At 71.8% G+C, this 20,622-nt stretch carries 15 protein-coding genes and 1 tRNA gene; 5 read left to right on the forward strand and 11 right to left on the reverse strand.

Annotated features, from left to right (window positions below; all coding sequences use genetic code 11):
• Nucleotides 1-68: 68 nt before the first annotated feature.
• From NEH16_RS03120 to NEH16_RS03130, 3 genes are read right to left on the reverse strand one after another with little or no spacing between them, the layout of a single operon-like run.
• Entirely contained in the window at nt 69-965 is an 897-nt protein-coding gene (locus NEH16_RS03120; RefSeq protein WP_265538979.1) for a carbohydrate ABC transporter permease, read from the reverse strand.
• Nucleotides 966-967: 2 nt separating this feature from the next.
• Nucleotides 968-1,903 (reverse strand): carbohydrate ABC transporter permease, encoded by a 936-nt coding sequence (locus tag NEH16_RS03125; protein ID WP_073965642.1) that lies wholly within the window; start codon nt 1,901-1,903, stop codon nt 968-970.
• A 22-nt stretch (nt 1,904-1,925) separates the two neighbouring features.
• Nucleotides 1,926-3,299 carry an extracellular solute-binding protein gene (locus NEH16_RS03130; RefSeq protein WP_265538981.1) on the reverse strand — a complete coding sequence of 458 codons (1,374 nt, stop codon included), beginning with the start codon at nt 3,297-3,299 and terminating at the stop codon, nt 1,926-1,928.
• Between the two features lie 250 nt (nt 3,300-3,549).
• On the opposite strand from NEH16_RS03130, the gene NEH16_RS03135 reads away from it, so the two are divergent.
• Nucleotides 3,550-4,608 carry a LacI family DNA-binding transcriptional regulator gene (locus tag NEH16_RS03135; protein WP_265538983.1) on the forward strand — a complete coding sequence of 353 codons (1,059 nt, stop codon included), beginning with the start codon at nt 3,550-3,552 and terminating at the stop codon, nt 4,606-4,608.
• Nucleotides 4,609-4,661: 53 nt separating this feature from the next.
• Here NEH16_RS03135 and NEH16_RS03140 read toward each other — a convergent pair whose 3' ends face one another.
• From NEH16_RS03140 to NEH16_RS03175, 8 genes are all read right to left on the reverse strand, one after another.
• Nucleotides 4,662-5,285 carry an HAD family hydrolase gene (locus NEH16_RS03140; protein ID WP_265538985.1) on the reverse strand — a complete coding sequence of 208 codons (624 nt, stop codon included), beginning with the start codon at nt 5,283-5,285 and terminating at the stop codon, nt 4,662-4,664.
• A 72-nt stretch (nt 5,286-5,357) separates the two neighbouring features.
• Entirely contained in the window at nt 5,358-6,287 is a 930-nt protein-coding gene (locus tag NEH16_RS03145; protein WP_265538987.1) for an NADP-dependent oxidoreductase, read from the reverse strand.
• A gap of 273 nt (nt 6,288-6,560) precedes the next feature.
• Nucleotides 6,561-6,634, reverse strand: a tRNA-Pro gene (locus NEH16_RS03150).
• Between the two features lie 119 nt (nt 6,635-6,753).
• A complete protein-coding gene (locus NEH16_RS03155) occupies nt 6,754-8,946 on the reverse strand; it encodes a right-handed parallel beta-helix repeat-containing protein (protein WP_265538989.1) in 2,193 nt (730 codons plus the stop codon).
• On the reverse strand, nt 8,943-10,409 hold the full coding sequence (locus tag NEH16_RS03160) for a M1 family metallopeptidase (protein WP_265538991.1): 1,467 nt from the start codon (nt 10,407-10,409) through the stop codon (nt 8,943-8,945). The genes NEH16_RS03155 and NEH16_RS03160 overlap by 4 nt, the downstream gene beginning before the upstream one ends.
• Entirely contained in the window at nt 10,406-12,079 is a 1,674-nt protein-coding gene (locus tag NEH16_RS03165; protein WP_265538993.1) for an extracellular solute-binding protein, read from the reverse strand. Before NEH16_RS03165 ends, NEH16_RS03160 begins: the two co-directional genes overlap by 4 nt.
• Nucleotides 12,080-12,130: 51 nt before the next feature.
• Complete coding sequence (locus tag NEH16_RS03170; RefSeq protein ID WP_265547043.1) at nt 12,131-12,991, reverse strand: carbohydrate ABC transporter permease; 861 nt, start codon at nt 12,989-12,991, stop codon at nt 12,131-12,133.
• A gap of 82 nt (nt 12,992-13,073) precedes the next feature.
• Nucleotides 13,074-14,096 (reverse strand): ABC transporter permease, encoded by a 1,023-nt coding sequence (locus NEH16_RS03175; protein ID WP_265538995.1) that lies wholly within the window; start codon nt 14,094-14,096, stop codon nt 13,074-13,076.
• Nucleotides 14,097-14,435: 339 nt separating this feature from the next.
• Here NEH16_RS03175 and NEH16_RS03180 point away from each other — a divergent pair, with 339 nt between their 5' ends.
• The 4 genes from NEH16_RS03180 to NEH16_RS03195 all read left to right on the forward strand — a co-directional run bounded on the left by NEH16_RS03180 (nt 14,436) and on the right by NEH16_RS03195 (nt 20,605).
• Nucleotides 14,436-15,425 carry a hydroxyacid dehydrogenase gene (locus NEH16_RS03180; RefSeq protein WP_265538998.1) on the forward strand — a complete coding sequence of 330 codons (990 nt, stop codon included), beginning with the start codon at nt 14,436-14,438 and terminating at the stop codon, nt 15,423-15,425.
• Nucleotides 15,426-15,520: 95 nt separating this feature from the next.
• Nucleotides 15,521-16,615, forward strand: a complete 1,095-nt coding sequence (locus tag NEH16_RS03185; protein ID WP_073965652.1) for a LacI family DNA-binding transcriptional regulator — start codon at nt 15,521-15,523, stop codon at nt 16,613-16,615.
• A gap of 157 nt (nt 16,616-16,772) precedes the next feature.
• Nucleotides 16,773-18,179 (forward strand): M60 family metallopeptidase, encoded by a 1,407-nt coding sequence (locus tag NEH16_RS03190; protein ID WP_265539000.1) that lies wholly within the window; start codon nt 16,773-16,775, stop codon nt 18,177-18,179.
• Nucleotides 18,180-18,208: 29 nt separating this feature from the next.
• The gene (locus NEH16_RS03195) at nt 18,209-20,605 is read left to right on the forward strand and encodes a polysaccharide lyase 8 family protein (RefSeq protein ID WP_265539003.1); all 2,397 of its coding nucleotides are present in this window, start codon (nt 18,209-18,211) and stop codon (nt 20,603-20,605) included.
• Nucleotides 20,606-20,622 lie beyond the last annotated feature (17 nt).

Here is a 20,622-nt window from a genome sequence, read left to right on the forward strand (position 1 = left end):
TACTCCAGGTGGATCGTGGTGGCGGCCGGCCGGGAGACCGGTACCGGGGCAGGGACAGTCGGCGGGGGTCAGCCGCCGCCGAGGCCGGTGGTAGCGACGGAGTTGACGATGCGCCGCTGGAAGAGCAGGAACATCACGATCAGCGGCAGCGCGGCCAGCAGGGCGGACGCCATGGACTGGGCGTACTGGATGCCGTACGCGTCCTTCACGGTGGCGAGGCCGACCGGGAGCGTCATGAGGTCCGGGTCGTTGGTGACGACGAAGGGCCACATGAAGTTGTTCCACGCGCCGATGAACACGAAGATCGCGACGGCGGCGACGATCGGGCGGGACAGCGGAAGCACGATGGACGTGAAGACGCGCAGTTCGGAGGCGCCGTCGATGCGGGCGGCGTCCTCCAGCTCGCGGGGTATCGCGTCGAAGAAGCGCTTCAGGATGAAGACCATCATGGGCGCCACCACCTGCGGCAGGATGACCGCCGCGTAGGTGTCGACCAGGTGGAACATCGTCATCTGGTCGAAGAGCGGGACGATCAGCAGCTGCGGCGGGACCATGATCGCGCCGACGGTGACCGCGAGCAGGGCCCGGCGGCCGCGGAAGGTGCCGCGCGAGAAGCCGTACGCGGCGAGCGTCGAGACGGCCGTGGTGAGCAGCGTGACCAGCACGGAGATGAGCAGGCTGTTGAACGCCCAGGTCGGTACGTTGCCGCGCTCCAGGATCTGCCGGTAGGCGGAGAGGGTGAAGGCTCCCTTGAACGGCGAGAGGCCCGACTTCATCACGTCCTGCTCGCTCTGGAGCGAGGTGGCTATCGCCCAGACGAAGGGCAGCAGCCAGGCGACGGCGAGCACGGTCAGCGCGGTCCCGGCGAGCGCCCGGGGCAGCCGTCCGTGGCCGAGCAGCAAGGGCGAGCCGGACTCCTCGCGCGGCCGGCGCGGCCGGCGCACGGGGGTGGAGATGGCGGACACGGTCAGCCCTCCTGACGGAAGAAGCGGAGTTGCAGGACGGAGACGACGATGACGATCGCGAAGAAGATGTAGCTGACCGCGGAGGCGTAGCCCAGCCGGTAGCCGGTGAACCCGACGTCGTAGACGTACTCGAGGATCGGGCGGGTCGAGCCGTTGGGGCCGCCCTTGGTGAGGATGTAGATCTGGTCGAACACCTTGAGGGACGCGAGGACTTGGAGCATCGCGACCAGCACCGTGGTGTGGCGCAGCTGCGGCAGGGTGACCGACCACAGCCGCCGCCAGGCGCCGGCGCCGTCGAGCGCGGCGGCCTCGTCGTACGTGGTGGGCAGGGACTGGAGGGCGGCGAGGTAGAGCAGGAAGTTGAAGCCGACGGTCCACCAGACGGTGAGGGCGGCGACCGACCACATCGCCACCGACTCGTCGGAGAGCCAGCCCACGGGCTCCATGCCCAGCGAGGTCAGCAGCTGGTTGCCGAGGCCGATGTCGGGCTGGTAGAGCCACGTCCAGATGAGCGTGACCACGGTGACCGGCAGCAGGTACGGAGCGAAGTAGGCCAGCCGCCACACCCATTGCCCGGCCAGCCCGCTGTGCACGAGGAGCGCCATGCCGAGCGCGACCAGGACGAGCGGTACGCACGAGATGACGGTGAAGAAGACGGTGTTGCCGAGGCTGCTCCAGACGTCCGGGTCCCCGAACGCCTCGGAGTAGTTGGCGAATCCGACGAACTCGGTGCCGCGCAGGCTGAGCGAGGCGTCGGTGAGGCTCATCCAGAGGCCCTGGACGATCGGCCAGACCAGGAAGAGCGCGAACACGATCAGGAACGGCAGGACGAACAGCCCGCCGCCCCGGGTCAGTGAGCGGCGGCGCCGGGGCGCGGCCGGTGTCGCGGAGGGCGGCTGCGGGGGCGCCGACGCTCCGGCGGGCGCGGTGGTGGTCACGATGCGGCTCCTTCGGCTGTCGTCAGGCGACCGGGTTGGGCTGGCGCAGCAGCGTGTCCGCCTCACGGACCATCTGCCGTACCGCGCTCTCGGCGGAGGTGTTGCCCAGCAGCGCCGACTGGAGCGGCTGGCACATGCGGTTCTGGAAGTTGCCGCCGGCGCCGGCGAACCAGTTCGGCGGGTCGAGCACGGCGATCTCGCCGGCGGCCGCGTAGGACGACTGGGGGTCGAGCTTCGCGTACTCGGGGCGGGCCTGCACCGGCAGATAGGCGGGGATGTGGCCGGCGCTCGCCCAGGTCAGGCTCTGTTTGACGATCTCGGCGATGTACCGGTGGGCCTCGCGGCGGCGGGCCGGGTCGGGGTCGTCCTGGTGCGGGAGCACGAAGCTGTGCGAGTCGGCGTAGACGGCCGGGCGCGCGAAGACCTGCGGGAAGGGGGCGGCGCCCAGGTGCTTGATGCCGGACTTGCGGAAGGTGGGCAGCTCCCACTCCCCCGCCATGATCATGCCGCCGCGGCCGTCCATGAAGGCGGCCATCGCCCCGTTGTAGTCGAGGTTGTTGGGGTTGGTGCGCCCGTCGAAGAGCTGCTTCATGAAGGTGACGACCTTCACCGCGGCATCGATGTCGATCTTCGGCGGCCCGCCGTCGGGCAGCGTGAAGGACGCCCCGGTCTGGGCGTACAGCGCGGCGAACTGGCGCCAGCTCTGGGCGGTGTCGGTGACGTGGCCGAAGAGCACGCCGGACTTGCCGGTGATCTCTGCGAGCTTCTTGCCGGCGTCCAGGAAGGCTTCGGGCGAGCCCATCGGCGCCAGGTGGCCGGAGGTGTCGAGCAGTCCTGCCTTGTCGGCGGCGTCCTTGTCGTAGAAGACGATGAAGGGGTGGACGTCCAGCGGAACGGCGTAGACGGTGCCCTTGTGCTGGGCGCGCTTCCAGACGGCGGGCGCGAAGTCCTTCTCGGTGACGCCGAATTCGGCGAGGACGTCCAGGTCGAGCGGGTCGAGCAGACCGCCCGGGGCGTATCCGGCCAGCCGTGACAGGTGGAGTACGGCGACGTCGGAGGCCCGGCCGCCCGCCGCCGACATGGCGAGCTTCGTGTAGTACGACGGGCCCCAGTCCAGGATCGTCCGGTCCACGTCGAAGCCGTCGGACCCCTTCGAGACGGCGGCGATCATCTCGTCCATGAGCATGCCGTCGCCGCCCTGGAAGAGGTCCCAGACCTTCAGCGCGGATGCCTCGCCCGCACGGGCCGGCGAGGCGCACCCCGTGAGCGGGCCCGCCGCGAGGAGCGCGGCCGCCCCGGCCGTTCCGTAGCGCAGCAGTCCGCGGCGGCCGATGCCGGGCGACCGGTCCGGGTACCGGGCTCCGGGCAGCCCTCGTGCGGGAGGTACAGAGTTCATCACTGACCTTTCGACGCCGGACGACGTGCCCGGCCGAGGGCAGGCGCCATCGGCACGGCAGCCGTCGGCCGCCCGTGCACATCGGGGGTGATCCGCACCGGTCTCCCGGAGCGGTGCCCTGTTTTTACATCGATGTACATTGGCTGTAAAGAGCTGGGTCATCACCTGTGCCGGAAGCGTTGCCCATCGCTCCGGGGCGGCCGGGGGGTACGGCATAGACTCGGCGCGTACCGAGGGTGGGGAGTCACGGGTGGCACGACCGAGGATCAAGGACGTCGCACGGCACGCGGGGGTGTCGGAGAAGACGGTGTCCAACGTGCTCAACGACTATGTGCACGTATCCGACCGGACGCGCCGTGCGGTGCAGGAGGCCATCGACCACCTCGGTTACCGCATCAATCTCGCCGGCCGCCATCTGCGCAGCGGACGGACCGGGATCATCGCCCTGGTGGTGCCCGAACTCGACGTCCCGTACTTCGCGGAGCTAGCCCAGTACGTCGTCCGGGAGGCCGAAAAACGCTCCCTGACCGTGCTGATCCACCAGTCGGGCGCCGACCGCGAGCGCGAGAAGGCGGCGCTCGCCGGTTTCGGCTCCGACTTCGTGGACGGGGTCATCCTCAGCCCGCTCGCCCTCGCGCCGGACGACCTGCGCGCCCACACCGGGCCGCCGCCGACCGTCCTGCTCGGCGAGCTGCTCAACGAGGGCGCGGACCATGTGGCGATCGACAACGAACGCGCGGCCCGCGAGGCCACCGAGCACCTGCTCGCCCTGGGCCGCCGCCGCATCCTCACGGTGGGCGGCCGGGACGACGGCTGCGTCGGTACGGCCCAGGCCCGCACCCGCGGCTTCCGCCTCGCGCTGTCCGGGGCGGGCCTTCCGTACGACCCGGCGTCGCTGCTGCCGGTGGAGGCGTTCCACATGAGCGACGGCGCCGAAGCGGTCCGCCGGGTGCTTGCGGCCGGCGTCCGGCCGGACGCCCTGCTCTGCCTGAACGACCAGCTCGCGCTGGGGGCGCTGCGCGCGCTGCACGGTTACGGGGCGCGGGTGCCCGAGGACGTGGCGGTGATCGGCTTCGACGATGTGGAGGGCGGCCGCTTCAGCGTGCCGTCCCTGAGCACGGTCGCCCCGGACAAGGAGGCGGTGGCCCGGGTCGCGGTGGACCTGCTGCTGCGCCGCATCGAGGAGGCCGCGCGCCCGGACGCCGCCGGCAGCCCGGCCGCGGAGTGCCCGCAGGACCGGGTGGTGGCGCACCGCCTCGTCCTGCGCGAGTCCACGGAGGGTGCGGCGGGGCGCGACGGGGTGTGGTGAGCGAAGGGGGCTCAGCCCGTGAGAGCAGGGGGCTCAGCCCATGAGCAGGGCGCTCAGCCCGTGAGCAGGGCGCTCAGCCCGTGAGCAGGGCGCTCCAGGGTCCGCCGGAGCGCCGCGCCGCCCTCGAAGAGCACGGCGGTGAGCCCGAGTTCGCGGGCCGCCCGGACATTGGCCTCCCGGTCGTCCACGAAGAACGCCTCCCCGGCGGTGGCCCCGAGCAGCCCGAGCGCACCCGCGAAGGCTTCCTCGGCCGGCTTGGTCGCCCCGAGCCCGCACGAGAACGCGAGCACGTCGAAACGCTCGTCCACCCCGGGCAGCCGCTCGGGCAGCCCGGCGCGCAGCAACGCGTCGTTGTCCGTGAACAGGGCCGTCGGCCGGTCCCGTACGAGGTCGGCGGCGGCCAGGACCTCGGGGTCCGGCTCGAACGCCCCGCACCAGATACGACGAAGCTCCCCGGCCGTACCCGAGAACCCGAGACGCCGCCGGATCTCCCGCTCCACGTCGTCGGCGTCCCCCTCCCCCCGGTCCCAGGCCGCGATCAGCCCGGACTCGTAGAGCTCCGACTCGACGCGCCGCGCGGAGACCCCGCAGGCGGCCCCGAGAAGTTCCAGCCGCCGCTCACGGTGGAAGCGGCACACGACACCGCCGAGATCGAAGAGGAACACCCGAGGCTTCATACGCGGCAACCTAGCCGATGAGCATCGCTCGAAGCCGGGCCGGACCAGCGGCGCGGCCCGCCCGGCCCCGGGTCAGGGGATGAGGACGAGCTTGCCGTCGATCCCGCCGGACTCTCCGAGGCGGTGGGCTTCGGCGGCGCTCGACAGCGGCAGCGTCGAGTGGACCTTGACGCGCAGCGCTCCCGTGGCGGCCATGTCGGCGATGGCCCGCATCCCGGCGTGATCGGACTGCACCATCATGCTGCGGTACCGCACACCGCGCTCACCGGCCAGGGCCAGGGCCTCGTCGTCGGCCCCCAGCAAGGAGACGAGGATGCCGCCCCGGCGCAGGGCGCGCAGGGAGTCCAGGCGCGGCTGCCCGGTGAGCGGTACGAGCGCGGCGTCGGCGTCCGTGAGGACGTCGCCGATGGTGGTGGTGCGGTAGTCGAACACCTGGTCCGCGCCCAGGGAGCGTACGAACTCGGCGTCGTCGGCCGACGCGGTGGCGATGACTTCGGCGCCGAGGTGGCGGGCGATCTGCACGGCGAGGTGGCCCACCCCGCCGGCGCCGCCCTGGATCAGCACCCGCTGGCCACGGGTGAGCCGGGCGGTGTCGTTCAGGGCCTGCCACGCCGTGAGCGATGCCAGCGGCAGCGCCGCGGCCTGCGTGAAGTCGATGCTGTCGGGCTTGGCCGCGAAGGATCGGGCCGGGCCCGTGGCGTACTCGGCGTAGCCGCCGGGCTCGTACGGGTACGGGAGCATCCCGAAGACCGCGTCGCCCTGGTCGAAGATCGTGACCCCGGGGCCGACCTTGTCGACCGTCCCGGCCACGTCCCAGCCGGTGGTGGCGGGCAGGCCGTGGTCGTACGGAATGGTGCCGTCGCGGTGCTTCCAGTCGGTGGGATTCACGCCCGCCGCGGCGACCCGGACGCGGATCTCGCCCACGCCGGGCTCGGGAGCGGGCGCCTCGGTCTCGGTGAGGACCTCCGGCCCTCCGTAGGTGTTCTGGGTGATCGCTCGCATGGGTGCGGCTCCTTGTGACGGGTCGTACGTCGGGGCCGGGATCGGACGGCGTCGGGGCCGCGATCGACGGTGAGGACGATCTTGCCGGTCCGCGCGTGGGATTCCGTGCAGCGGTGCGCCTCGGCGGCGTCGGCGCGGTTCCCACCGGTCGCGTCCACCCGGATGCGCACCCCGCCCGCGCCGGGGACGGCGACGTCCTGACCGGCGCACGAATGATCGAGGGCCGGTCTCGGATTTCTCCGAGACCGGCCCTCGATCGACGACTGTCACCAGTCGGGACGACAGGATTTGAACCTGCGACCCCTTGACCCCCAGTCAAGTGCGCTACCAAGCTGCGCCACGTCCCGATGCCCGCCTGACCTGGGGTTTCCCCCTGGCCGAACGCGCATGAGAACAATACCGCACTTCATCGGGTGGTCACGAACCGCTTTCGCGGGCCTTGCGGAAAGTTTCCACGCGGACACGCTCAGTGGATCAGCACCTGGGAGAGGGCGACCCGGCCCGTGCCGGTCTTCACGATGCGGACCGTGCGGGTGCGGCTGTCCAGGTCCACGACGGTCGGGCGCAGGGCCTTGCCGCTGACGTGCACCGTGGTGTCGTCGGTGACGATGTCGAAGTCGGACGTCGTCGTGGAGGCGTCGTTCCAGACCTCGACCTGGCGGATGTGCCGGGTGGCTCCGAGGTCCACCTGCCACCAGGCGCCGTCCTCCGCGAGGGTGCGGGTGTCCGTGTTGGTGTCGGCGTCCAGGGCGAGCGCGGCGGTGGCGGTGCCGTCCGTCGAGGACTGGGTGGCCGTGCCGGTGCGGGCGAGGTCCGCGCGCAGCTGCTCGACCGGGCCGCCGTGGGCGCCGGCGCGGGCGGCGACGGCCAGGGCGGCGGCCGGGAGGCGGTCCAGGCCGGTGTGGTTGCCGGTCATGACGGACCCGGTGCCGCCGAGGGCGGGAGCGGCGGTGTCCGTCCAGTTGCCGCGCGCGGTGTTCCGGATGCCGTAATCCGCCCAGTTGGAGACCCACTTGTAGCCGATGCGGGTGATGACGTTCTTCTCGACGGTGATGTACGAGGACTGCTCGTCCAGGTAGATGCCGTTGCCGTCGCGCTCGGTGTTGCCGTACGCGGAGCGGTTGATGTAGTTGCCGCTGACGACGGTGCCGGGCTGGGCGCCCTGGGTGTAGATCGCGCCGCCGTCGTGCTGCTGGCGGGCGACCTCCATGACGTCGGTGATGCGGTTGTTCGTCACCTTGTTGTCGCGGAGGACGGACTTCTGCGCCTCGGGCTGGTTCCAGCCCCAGCCGACGGAGACCGCCGAGTACGGGAGGTGGTCCAGGCTGTTGTGGTCGACGGTGAGCCCGGCCTCGTAACCGGCCCAGATGCCGACCGCGTCGGTGTACTCGACGCCGGTGCGGCTGATCGTGTTGTACGCGACGGTGTTGCGCTCCCCGGCGAGCGCGGGCTCCGGCAGGGGCTCGGTGTCGCCGACGTAGACCGCGCCCGAGGAGAGGTCGGTGAAGGTGGAGCGGGTGAGCGCGCTGTCCTTGGTACCGGCCTCCAGGATCGCCCCGGCGCCGCCGAGGTGCGCGAAGCGCGCGGTGTCGACGGTGACCCGCCGGCCGCCGCGCACGGTGAGCGCGGCGGCCGGTTTGGTGTAGTAGCGGCCCGCGTGGTCGACGGGGCCGGTGGCTCCGGTCAGGGTGAGACCGGCCTGCATCCCCGCGTAGCCCTCGTCGGTGTCGGGCTGCCGGTAGGCCGCGTACGCGAAGCCGATGCCGCTGACCGTGAGGTCGTGGGCGCCGTCCACGGTGAGCAGCTGTTCGGTGTGCGGGGTGACGGCCCGCGCGTGGCGCATGTTCTCGCCCTCGCGCGGGAGGTAGGTGACGGTGCGGTCGCTGGAGTTCCACACGAACTCGCCCGGCTCGTCCAGGAGTTCGGCGGCGTTCTCGAAGAACGCGACACCGCTGTAGCGGGTGGAGTCGACGGCGGTGGTGTCCCAGGCGGGGCCGGTGCGGTCGGTGCCGCTCGCGGAGTTGGTCCAGCAGGGCCGGGCGAAGGTGAGGGTGTCGCCGCTGACGCCCGCGATCCGGCAGTGGTAGTTGCGCCAGCGGATACGGATGACGGCCTCGGCATCCGTGGGGTGCGCCCAGTGGTCGATGCCGGTCGCGGTGGCGCCGGTCATGCCGGTGGCGGTGGCGTCGCAGGTGCTCGCGGCGCATGCCTCGCCACGGGCGCGGGTGGCGCGGCGGCCGTCCACGAAGAGCTGGCGCGGGGTGACACCGGCGGGAACCGGGGCGGTCCAGGTGCCGTCGGCGTTCTTCCGCCAGCCGGTGAGGTCCCGGCCGCCGGAGAGCACCGGGTGCGCGCCGGGCGCGGCGGCCCAGGTGGTGCCGGAGTCGGCGGCGCCGAGCTCCAGGGGCGCGTCGAGCCGGTACGTGCCGTCCTTGAGGAGGACCCGGACGGCGCGGCGGTGCTCGGTGCGGGCCAGGTCGCGGGCGCCCTCCAGGGTGCAGGGGCGGGCGGCGGTGCAGGCGGAGCCTCGGCCGTCCGGGGCCGCGTACAGGGTGCGGGTGGCGGGCGCTGCTCCGGCCGGGGCGGCGAGCAGGGCGGTCAGGAGGGCGGCGGTGGCGGATGCGGCGGTGGCTCGTACGACGTTCAGGGGGCGGTTCACGCGGTGGCCTTCCAGTCGGGGTGGCCGGGCATGGGCGGGTTGACGGCCCCGAAGAGCCAGTCGCGCAGGAACGGGTCGAGGGAGCGGTCGCGGGTGGTGTCGACGGTGTGGCGGATGAACTGCTCGGAGGTGTACGTGGAGTCCTTGAAGCGCCTCACCCACTCACGCATCACCGCGTCGAAGGAGCGCCGCCCGATGCGCTGGTTCAGGGCGTAGAGGACGAGGGCGCCGCCGTCGTAGATGTTGGTGCCGCCGAGCGCCTTGGGCAGTCCGGGCGGGCCGTCGGCGGCCCGGACGGCGTCCAGCTTCTCGTACGTGGCCTTCATCTTGTCCGCGAGGACGGACCAGCCGCGCTCCTCGCCGTACAGGCCGGCGTAGTAGACGGCGGGGCCCTCGTTGAGCCAGGCCTGCTGCCAGTCGTGCGGGGTGACGGAGTCGCCGAACCACTGGTGGACGAGTTCGTGGACCATGGTGGTCTCGTAGCCGGGCTGCCCCTGGGCGTTGGGCTTGAACCAGTTGGTGCCGAAGAGGGACAGCGTCTGGTTCTCCAGCGCGTCGGTGTAGCCGTCGTAGATGTGCACCCCGTAGACGGAGAACGGGTAGCGGCCGAACTTCGCCTCCAGCCAGGCGAGATGGTCGGCGGTGCGGGCGACGATCGGGGCGTAGGTGTCCTCCTTGCCCCGGGGCACGATGTGGCGCAGGGGCAGGCCGCGGTGGCTGTGGCCGTACAGGTAGGTGCCCTTGACCACGGCGATGCCGATGAGTTCGGTGGCCATGCGCTCGCGGAGGGCGAAGTGCCAGACGGTGGAGCCGTCGGCGCGCGGTGTACGGTGCGTCAGCTCGCCGTTCGCGGTGGCGACGTAGCCCTCGGGGGCGCTGAGGTGGAAGGTCCACGTCGCCTTGTCCGACGGGGTGTCGTTGCAGGGCAGGAAGGTATCGGCGCGGGAGGACTGGGCTGCCGAGGCGAAGCCGCCGTCGCTGCCGAACCGCCAGCCGGTGAGGCCGAGCCGGGGTGCCTTGCCGTTGCCCCGGTAGCGGATCTCGACGGTGAACGCCTGGTGGTCGCGGATCGGGCGGGCCGGGGTGACGGTCAGCTCCTGGCCGCTCTGGCCGGCGGCGAGCTGCCAGGTGGCGGGGCGGCCCGCGACGGTGACGGCGTCGATGGTGTGGCCGTCGGTGTCCAGGTTGAAGGCGGACAGGTCCTGGGTGGCCCTGGCGCTGATCCTCACCGTGGCGGTGAAGTCGTAGGTCACCGGGGTGAAGTCGAAGGTCAGGTCGTAGTGGGTGACCTGGTAGCCGCCGTTGCCGAGGGTCGGGAAGAGCGGGTCGCCGACTCCGCCGGAGCCGGGCTCCGGGTGGAAGCCGTGCGGCCGTGCGGCAGCGGGGGCGGAGACGGCGGGGACGGTGGCGGCTGCCGCCACCGCCGCGCCGCCGAAGGCGAGGAGCGAGCGTCGGGTGGTCACTTCTTCCCCTTCTGGAAGGCTTCCTCGAACTCGCCGCGGGCCTTCTCGCCGCCCTTGGCCAGGTAGTCCTTGACCAGCTGGTCGTAGGCGGACATGGGCTTGCGGCCGGAGATGATGTCCTTGAGCACATCGCCCTTGAGGGTGCCGAGGCTGCCGGCGCTCTTGGAGTCCCAGGTGGGCGAGGAGTACTGGAGCGTCGGGTCCGGGACCATCATCGGGATCATCTTGGTGAAGGTGTCGTGGACGTGGCGCACGCCCTGCTCGGAGTCGGCGCTGAAGATCGCGGGCACGGCGGACGCGGCGAACTTCCAGGGCACGGTGACGTCCTGGGTGCCCTGCTTGGTGAGGGCCGGGTTGCCCTTGTCGTCGCGGGTGAAGTCCTTGCCCTCGACGCCGTAGTTGATGAGGGTGTATTCGAGGCTGCCGAACGGCGAGGCCGCGAAGTCGGCGAACCGCAGGATCTCCTCGACGCGGTCCCCGGACGCCTTGCTGATGTGGGTGTTCTGGAGGGCGACGTTGTCCATCCAGGCGACGGCGTCCTTGCCGACCGGCACGAAGGGGCGCGGGTCGAACTTCTTGTTGATCGCCTTCATCGCGGCGATGTAGCCGACGCCCGGCGCGAGGTAGGTGGGCATGCCGTCGTAGACGTACGCGCCCTTGCCGTTCTTGAACATGTCCGTGTACTGGGCCTTCTGCGCCCCGGACATCTGGAGGGTGCCCGGGTAGTAGCAGCCGGCCTTGTACAGCGCCCGGGCCGTCTCGACCGCTGTGCGGTACTCCGGGGTCTCCAGGTCGAGGGTGAACTTGCCCGTCTTCTCGTCCAGGCGCCAGAAGTTGGGCGCTCCGGCGGACATGGCGAGCATGGTGGTGACGCCCGCGATGATGGCGTACCGGTCCTCCTTGGGGCGGGTCAGCTCCTTGCAGACCTCGACGAAGCGGTCCAGGTCGGTGATCTGGTCCAGGCTGGTGACGCCGACCTCCTCGAAGAGGTCGTGGCGGTAGACCCCGGCACCGGCGGTGCCGGTGCGGGCGATCGGGATGCCGTAGAGCTTGCCGCCGAAGATCGCGCCCTGCCAGGCGCCCTTCGGGATGGCGGCGAGGTTGGGGTAGTCCTTGATCGCGTCCCCGGCGAGGTGCGGGGTGAGGTCGGCGCACTTGGCCTGGAGGAAGGCGGCCTTGTTGTCGACGCCGCCGCTCTCCGGGTACATGAAGAGGTCGGGCAGGCTGTCGCTGGCGACCATCGTGGAGAACTTGGTGCCGTAGTCGTCGGCGGGTACGGCGGTGATGTTCACCTGGCCGCCGAGCAGCTTCTCGATCTCCTGCCAGGCCGCGTTCTTGCCGCGCGAGGGCGGCGGCGGGGAGAAGGTCTCCATGGCCGCGCTGATCGGCTTCGCCCCCTTGAGCGGGGTGGTCTTCGTGGCCCGCAGCGGCTTGGCCGGGTAGCTGAAGAAGCCCTGCGGGACGCCGGCCGCGGTGCCCTCCAGGTCGGGCTTGAGCCCGATGTTGCGGACGGCGCTGTGCGGGAGCAGGGACGCGCTCTTCGCCTCGGCCTTCGCGGTCGTGCCGCCGTCGCCGCAGGCGGTGAGCAGCGGGGCGGCGGCGAGTCCGAGGCCGACGCCGGCGCCGAGCCGGAAGAGTGCTCTGCGGTTGATGGGGGTGGAGCTCGACACCTGGATCTCCTTGGAAGAGGGAAGGGAGGGAGCGGGGGGCGGCGGCTGCGCTCAGCCCTTGACGGCTCCGGTGAGCACGCCCTTGGTGAAGTAGCGCTGGAGGAAGGGGTAGACGCAGAGGATCGGGACGACGGCGATCACCAGGACGGCCATCTGCACGGCCTGCTGCGGGGCGAGCACTTCACCGGCGGACGCGGAGTCGAGGCTCTGGCCCTGGAGGACGTAGGTCCGCAGCACCATGGGCAGCGGCCACTTGTCGGAGTCGTTGAGGTACAGGAGCGAGTTGAAGAAGGCGTTCCAGTACGTCACCGCGTAGAAGAGGCTGATGACGGCGAGGACGGCCTTGGACAGCGGCAGGACGATGCGGACCAGGATGCGGAAGTCGCCGGCGCCGTCCACCTTCGCCGCGTCGTACAGCTCCTCCGGCAGGTTCATGAAGAAGGACCGCAGGACGACCAGGTTGAAGGCGCTGACCAGGGTGGGCATGACGAGCGCCGCGTAGGTGTCGTACAGGCCGAGGCCCTTGACCAGCAGGAAGTTCGGGATGATGCCGGCGTTGAACAGCATGGTGAACAGGGCCGTCATCAGGATGAAGCGGGAGCCGGTGACCTCGCGGCGGGAGAGCCCGTACGCCATGCCGACGGTGACGAGCAGACTGGCGAGGGTGCCGAACACGGTGATGCCTACGGAGACGATCAGGGCCCGGCTGACGACGCCCCCGGTGAAGATCGTGCGGTAGGCGTCGAGGGTGGGGTGGTCCGGCCACAGGACGAGGCCGGAGCTCTTGATGATGTCGGTCTGCGAGGCGAAGCTCGTCCCGATGACGCCGACGAGCGGATACGCGACGGCGAGGACGACCACGACGACGGCGACGGCCTTCGCGATCTGGCCGAGGCGGGTCGGGCGCTCCATCCACGGCGGACGGCCGTCGGACGTGCGTACGGGGACGGGCGGGGTCCCCGGCGCGGTGGTCCGGGCCGTGGCGCGGGTCTTCTCAGCGGTCAGCACCGCGGTACACCCCTTCGTGGCCGAGTCGGTGGGCGAACTTGTTGGCGCCCAGCACGAGTGCGGTGCCGATGACCGCCTTGACGAGTCCGACGGCGGCGGCGACGCCCCAGTCGTTGTCCTTGATGCCGTGGTAGTAGACGTAGGTGTCGAGCACCTCGCCGGCGTCCGGGCCGACCGCGTCGCGCTGGAGCAGGATCTGCTCGAAGCCCACGGAGAGGATCTGCCCGAGGTTGAGGATGAGCAGCAGGATGAGCACGGGCGCGATGCCCGGGAGCGTCACGTGCCACAGCCGTCGCCTGGGTCCCGCTCCGTCGATGGCGGCGGCCTCGTACTGCTGCCGGTCGATGTTGAGGAGGGCGGCGAGGATGATGATCGTGCCCCAGCCGGCGTCCTTCCAGGCCACCTGGAGGGTGAGGAGCCAGGGGAAGGCGTCCGGGTCGCTCATCATGTCGTAGCGGGGCAGGCCCATGCCGCCGAGGACATCGGGCAGGACCCCGGCACCGCCCAGGATCTGCTGGAAGATCGAGACGATGATGACCCAGCCGATGAAGTGCGGCAGATAGACGACGCTCTGCACGAAGCGCCTGATGCGGTCGCTGGCGATGCTGTTGAGCAGCAGGGCCAGGGCGATGGGCACCGGGAAGAAGAACACCAGCTGGACGAGGGCGATCTCCAGGGTGTTGAACGTCGCGCTCCAGAAGGCCGGTTCGCTGAACGCCGCGGAGAAGTTGGCGAAGCCCACCCAGACGCTGTGCATGTAGCCGAGGTACGGCTGGTAGTCCTGGAACGCCACCACGTAACCGAGCAGCGGCACGTAGTGGAAGACGATGAAGTAGAGCAGGCCGGGCAGGGTGAGCAGCAGCATCACCCGGTCGCGTTTGAGTCGCTGTCCGAGTGTGAGCCGGTGCGGGGCGGCGAGGGCCGGGCCGGGCGGCGGGGCAGGCTCCTCGGCCTGCTTTCGCCGCGTTCGCCGCTTTTCGCGCGGCAGCGGGGGTGCTGTGTCAGCCATGGTGGGTCCTGTTCGGCTGGGTGGCGCGTGGTGTGCCTTCTGCGGCGGCAAGTTAGTAAGCGGTTAACCCGAGCGTCAAGAGATCCGGGCGAACGTCTTCATCAACCGTCGGCCTTCCGGGCCGATTACGGGCGGCAAATCTCAACAAAGTGGTGTCAGCTGCTCATTCGGGCCGGTCGCACGCTTGACGGTCGGCCGTGCACCTCCCTAGCGTGCCGGTCATTCGATAGAACACGATTACTATCCGGAGGCAGGGTGCGAACCACCGAAGAGGCGCCGGCCCGTTCCGGTACCGAGGCAGCGGATCCGCCCCGGAGGCGGCCGCGCACGGTCCTGGTCATGAGCACGGGGCTGCTGGACGACGTCTTCCCGCCCGCCGTCCGGTCGCGTCTCGAGGAGACCGCCGAACTGCTCGATCCGGCGGTGATCAGCGAGTTCGACTCCCCCGCCGCCGCCCGGGCGCTGGCCGACGCGGAGGTGCTGCTGACCGGCTGGGGGTGCCCGCCGGTGGACCCGGCGCTGCTGGACCGGGCACCCGCGCTGCGGGCCGTCGTGCACGCGGCGGGGACGGTGAAGACGTTTCTGTCACCGGCCGCCTTCGACCGTGGGATCCTCGTCTCGTCGGCCGCCGCGGCCAACGCCGTGCCGGTGGCCGAGTTCACCCTCGCGGCGATCATCATGGGCGCCAAGCGGGTGTTCCCGCTCGCGGACCTCTACCGGGCCCGCCGCACCCACCGCACCGCCGCCGACCTGGACCGCCACCACTGGCTCGGCACCCACGGTCTGACCGTGGGGGTGGTCGGCGCCTCCCGCATCGGCCGCCGCGTGATCGAGCTGCTGCGGACGGCGCTGGACGCGGAGGTCCTGCTGCACGACCCGTACGTGAGCGCCGCCGAGGCCGCCCTCCTCGGCGTGACCCCGGTCGATCTGGACACCCTCGTGGCGACGAGCGACGTGGTGTCCCTGCACGCCCCGGACACACCCGAGACCCGGAACATCATCGACGCCCGCCGGATCGGCCTGATGCGTCCCGGGACGCTGCTGGTCAACACCGCACGCGGGCCGCTCGTGGACACCGAGGCGCTCACCGGCCACCTGGTGAGCGGCCGGCTCGACGCGGTCCTCGACGTGACCGCGCCCGAGCCGCTGCCTCCCGGCCACCCCCTGTGGGACCTGCCCAACGTGTTCCTGACCCCGCACCTGGCGGGCGCCCAGGGCAACGAGGTGGGCCGGCTCGGCGCGCTCGCCGTGGACGAGCTGGCGCGGTACGCCCGGGGCGAGCCGTTCGGGCACCCCGTGCACCGGGCCGACCTGGGGAGGATCGCGTGACCGCCCCTCCGCGGCGGGCTCCGGGACCGGGGCGGAGACCGCCTGCCACGGCACTAGGCTCGTCGTCACACAACAGCCTTCAGGGGGTGAGCCGGATGCGCCGGCAGAGCACGGCCGGGGACGGACAGCGGCGGGCGACGGTCACCGACGTCGCCCGGCGCGCGGGCGTCTCGACGGCCACCGTCTCTCGCGTCCTGAACCGCAACTACCCCGTCGCCGACGCGACCCGGGAGCGCGTCGAGTCCGCCATGCGGGAGCTGGGTTACGTGGTCAACGCGCACGCCCGCGCCCTGGCCGGCGTCTCCAACCGCACCGTGGGCATCATCGTCAACGAGGTCATCGACCCCTTCTACGCGTACATCGCGCGCGGGGTCGAACGGGAGGCGGCGCTCGGCGGACGGCTCTGCCTGGTCTGCTGCACCCAGGGCGACCCGCAGCGCGAGCTGGCCTTCATCGACCTGATGCACGAGCGCCGGGCGGACGCGGTCGTGGTCGTCGGCGGCTCCATCGCGGACCGGGGCTACACCTCGGAGCTGGCTCGCCGGGCGCGCGAGCTGGACGCGGGCGGTTCGAAGCTGGTCCTGTGCGGCCGGCCCCCGCTCGGCGAGTCCGCGCCGACCGCCGCCGTGGAGTACGACAACGAGGGCGGCGCCTTCGCGATCACCGACCACCTGCTGATGCAGGGCCACGAGCGCATCCTCTACCTCGGCGGTCCGCCCAAGCTCTCCACCACCCGCGACCGGCTCGCCGGGCACCGCCGCGCCCTGGAGCTGCGGGGTGTCCCGGTCGATCCCGAGCTGGCCCAGCCGGGCGCCTTCAGCCGCGGCTTCGGATACCGGAGGATGGCCGAACTCCTGCGGGACGGGCCGGATTTCACCGCGGTGTTCGCGGCCAACGACATGGTGGCGGCGGGTGCCGCGCAGGCCCTGGAGGAGGCGGGCCTGCGGGTGCCCAAGGACGTCTCGCTGGTGGGGTACGACGACATCCCGGTCGCCCAGGAGCTGCGTCCCCGGCTGACCACCGTCCATGTGCCGCTGGAGGAGATGGGCCGCCAGGCGGTGCGGCTCGCCGTGTCCGGCGGGGACGAGGACGACTGGCGGGAGCCGACCAGCGGGGCGCTGCGGCTCGGCACCCACATCGTGGTACGCGATTCCGTGGCGCCCCGGGCCGGCAGACCACTGCGCAAGTGACCGGTTACTTCCCGCCTGTCCGCAGTTGGCCATAGAAAATCACAGTAACTTCCCGACTCCCCTTGCGGCTCGGCAGCAACCGCTTACATGCTGACCGGGCACCCCCACCGATCCGCACGCCTTCGCCCCTCGTTCATGACTGCAGGGAGAGTTCCGCATGCGTAAGCACACCCCGTCCGTCGCCCCGGCCGCCTCCCCCACCACCGAGTCCGCCCCCGCAACCGCCTCCTTCGTGGGCCGCCGTGCCGTCCTCGGCGCGGCGGCGGGCGCGGGCGCCGCGACGGTCCTCGGCCTCAACGCCACCGCCGCCCACGCCCGGCCCGCGACCGGCCGGCCCGCCGCCCGCCCCGTCTCCGTGACCGTCACCGGACGCCCCGCCGCCGAGGCCGAACGGCTGCGGCTCGCCCAGGCGTTGCGCGGTTCGGAGTTCCAGCCGACCGGCCTGTACGTGCCCGCCGGCACCCCGCTCTCGCTGACCGTCCAGCCGCGCGACGGCCTCGTGCCCACGCTGTGGATCGGCGCCTGGGACTACTACGGCGAGATCACCGAACCCCGCAGCTACCCGTTGACCGCCGGCGCCAACACGGTGACCGACCCGCACGGCGGCCCGGTCTACCTGACGCTCACCGGCGACGGCGAGCGGGCCGCCGTGCTCTTCCGATCCGGCGCGGTCCGCATGCCCGTCTTCACCCTGGGCCGGACCTGTGAGGCGGACTACCAGCACCAGCTCGACACCCTGACCGAGTCGCCGTGGGTGGAGCTGCACGCCCCGCACACGATCATGACGCTGACCCGCGAGGGCGCCCTGCTGTACCGCGACGAGGACCACGCGGCGCTGCTCCGGCTGGTCGAGACCATCGTCGACTCGCACGCCCGGATCAGCGGGCTCGACGGCTCGAAGCCGGTGCACCGGCGCAAGGCGGGGCCGTACCACTTCACGGAGGTCAGCAAGGTGCCCACCGGCGTCGGCGCCTACGCCACGCACGGCTACAACGGCTTCCCGCGCGCCTACCTGGACCGGGCCACCACCGTCGAGGGCCTGCGCACCCGGGGCTGGGGGCTCTACCACGAGCTCGGCCACCTCCATCAGCAGATGGCGTACAAGCCGGGCGGCCTCACCGAGGTCACCGTGAACATCTACTCGCTCGCCGCGCAGCGCACCCTGAAGCAGCCGTCGAACCTGCTCACGGTCGACCCGGCGACCGGTCAGACCGTGTTCCAGAGCTCGCGGGACAAGTTCGGGACGCCCGGTCTCACGTACGAGAAGTCCTTCGGGGCGTACGAGAAGCTGGTGCCGCTGCGCCAGCTGGAACTGGCCTTCGGGGAGGACTTCTGGCCGCGCCTGCACCAGCTGGTGCGCGAGGAGAACCCGCAGTCCGACTACACCGAGGACGCCAAGCGCTACCGGGCCCTGGCCACTTACTCCAGCCGGATCGCGGGATACGACCTGACGGACTTCTTCGTGGACACCTGGGCGTTCCCCATCGACGCCACGGGCCGCGCCGAACTCGCCGCGCTGAATCTCCCGCAGCCGCCCGTCGACCCGAGCACGCTGTCCGACTGAGACCGCGACGACAAGGAAAGGGAGTCATCATGCACCTGAGCAGAAGGACCCTTCTCGCGGCGGGCGGCGCCACGGCGTCGGTGGTCCTGACAGCGGGCCCGGCCGGGACGGCGTGGGCGGGAGCGCGGGAGGAGGAGCCGATCAACGACTTCGAAGCACTTCTCGACCGGGCGCGGACGCTGCTCACCGGAGGCGCGTTCGACCCGGCGGACCCGGACTTCGCCGCCGGTGTGGCCACCCTGGACGGCACCGCGGGCGCCCTCTGGGACAGCCTGGACCGCAGCGCCGGGCGGACCGCCCTGTGGCCCGATCTCTCACCGCTCACCGACCCGGGCAACTTCGGCCAGAGCTATACGCGGCTCCGCACGATCGCCGTCGCATGGGCCACGCCCGGCACCGCGCTCTCCGGAAGCGACGAGACCGCCGAAGCGCTGGCCGGGGCGCTGCGGTTCGCGTACGACACGGCCTACCACCCCTCGGCCGCCGAGACCGGCAACTGGTGGTTCTGGGAGATCGGGGCGCCGCGCGCGCTGATGGACTGCTGCGTGCTGCTGCGCGCGCACCTGCCGGCCGCCGATCTAGCGGACTACCTCGCGGTCGTCGACCGGTTCTGCCCCGACGCGGACCGCCGCACCAACTCCCCGACCCTGCCGGAGACCGGTGCCAACCGCACCGACAAGGCGGTGATCGTGGCGCTGCGCGGGCTGCTCGGCAAGGACGCGGACAAGGTGGCCTCGGCGCGCGACGCGCTCTCCGACGTACGCGACTCAGGCCGCAACAGCCTGTTCCGCTATACGACTTCGGGTGACGGCTTCTACGAGGACGGTTCGTTCGTCCAGCACTCGGAGGTGGCGTACACCGGCTCCTACGGCACCGTCCTGCTCGGCGGCGCGGCCTGGCTGCTCTCGCTCCTGGCCGGCTCGGCATGGGCGGTGACCGACCCGAAGGTGTCGGTGATGTACGAGGCGGTGGAGCGGAGCTTCGTCCCGGTGGTCTTCGACGGGCTGATGATGGACGCGGTGCGCGGCCGCGCCATCTCCCGGGAGCGGGCGGGCGACCACCGGGACGGGGCGGCGGCCGTCGCCGCGATCCTGCTCCTGGCCACCGGCGCCCCCGCCGACCTGGCGGGCCGCTGGCGCTCGCTGGTCAAGGGCTGGCTGACCCGCAACCGCACCACCCCGTTCACCGCACTGGCCACCCTGCCCCAACTCGCCCTGGCGAAAGCGGTGCTGGCCGACCGCGCCATCCACCCCGCACCCCGCACCACGGGCAGTTTCGTCTTCGCCGACATGGACCGCGTCGTCCACCGCCGCCCCGGCTGGGCCTGCACCCTGTCGCTCTCCTCGAAGCGCATCTCCGCGTACGAGGCGGGCAACGGCGAGAACCTGCACGGCTGGTACACCGGCGACGGCATGACGTATCTCTACGACGGCGACGATCTCGGGCAGTACAACGACGGCTTCTGGCCGACCGTCGATCCGTACCGCCTGCCGGGGACCACGGTCGACACCCGCCCGCGCGAGGACCTGGGCACCGGCGCCGGCACCTCCACCTACCGGCCGCCGAACGCGGTGGCGGGCGGTGCCGCGCTGGACGGCCGGTACGCCGCCGCCGCGATGGAGCTGATGGGCGCTCCGGGGTCCGGTCTGCGGGCCCGAAAGGCGTGGTTCCTGCTCGACAACACGGTCGTGGCGCTCGGCGCGGGCATCACCTCGGGCGACGGCCGCCCGGTCGAGACGGTGATCGAGAACCGCAACCTGGGCGCGAACGGCCGCAACCGGCTGCTGGTGGACGGGCTCCCCGGCCGTAACGGCGCTTACAGCCATGCCCGTTGGGCGCACATCGAGGGCGTCGGCGGGTATGTGCTGCCCGGCGGGGCCGCCCTGCGCACGCTGCGCGAGGAGCGCACCGGCACCTGGCGGGCCATCGACACGGGCGCGGACACCGGCGGCAGCACCGACCCGGTCACCCGCCGCTACCTCACCCTCTGGCTCGACCACGGCAGCTCCCCCACCGACGCCGGGTACGCCTATGTGCTGCTGCCCGGCGCCTCGGCGGCGGCGACCGCCGTCTGGTCGGCGTCCCGGCCGGTGCGCGTCCTCGCCAACGACGCGACCGCGCAGGCGGTGGAGGACCGCAGGACCGGGCTCACCGCCGTGCACTTCTGGGCCGCCGGTACGGCCGCGGGCATCACCGCCTCCGGTCCCGCGACGGTCCTGGTGCGGCGGCGCGGCTCCCGGGTCTCCGTGGCGGTCGCCGACCCGGGCCGCACCGGGACCTCCGTCACGGTCGGCCTGCCGTTCTCCGTCCGCAAGGTGACCGAGGCCGACGACACCGTCGAACTCGCCCCGGGGCGGCACCCGTTGCTCACCGTCGCCGTCGGCGGCTCACGGGGTCACACCCACCGCGCCGAACTCGTCCAGTAACCCCGCACACACCAGGA

The organism is Streptomyces drozdowiczii, assembly GCF_026167665.1.
GTDB classification, from domain to species: Bacteria; Actinomycetota; Actinomycetes; order Streptomycetales; family Streptomycetaceae; genus Streptomyces; species Streptomyces drozdowiczii_A.

Excerpts from the sequence above, each read along its gene's own strand:
- NEH16_RS03140 (WP_265538985.1), bottom strand. The coding sequence starts at position 5,285 with ATGAAGCCTCGGGTGTTCCTCTTCGATCTCGGCGGTGTCGTGTGCCGC.
- NEH16_RS03190 (WP_265539000.1), top strand. The coding sequence starts at position 16,773 with ATGCGTAAGCACACCCCGTCCGTCGCCCCGGCCGCCTCCCCCACCACC.
- NEH16_RS03185 (WP_073965652.1), top strand. The coding sequence starts at position 15,521 with ATGCGCCGGCAGAGCACGGCCGGGGACGGACAGCGGCGGGCGACGGTC.
- NEH16_RS03145 (WP_265538987.1), bottom strand. The coding sequence starts at position 6,287 with ATGCGAGCGATCACCCAGAACACCTACGGAGGGCCGGAGGTCCTCACC.
- NEH16_RS03170 (WP_265547043.1), bottom strand. The coding sequence starts at position 12,991 with ATGGAGCGCCCGACCCGCCTCGGCCAGATCGCGAAGGCCGTCGCCGTC.
- NEH16_RS03175 (WP_265538995.1), bottom strand. The coding sequence starts at position 14,096 with ATGGCTGACACAGCACCCCCGCTGCCGCGCGAAAAGCGGCGAACGCGG.
- NEH16_RS03130 (WP_265538981.1), bottom strand. The coding sequence starts at position 3,299 with ATGAACTCTGTACCTCCCGCACGAGGGCTGCCCGGAGCCCGGTACCCG.
- NEH16_RS03180 (WP_265538998.1), top strand. The coding sequence starts at position 14,436 with ATGAGCACGGGGCTGCTGGACGACGTCTTCCCGCCCGCCGTCCGGTCG.
- NEH16_RS03195 (WP_265539003.1), top strand. The coding sequence starts at position 18,209 with ATGCACCTGAGCAGAAGGACCCTTCTCGCGGCGGGCGGCGCCACGGCG.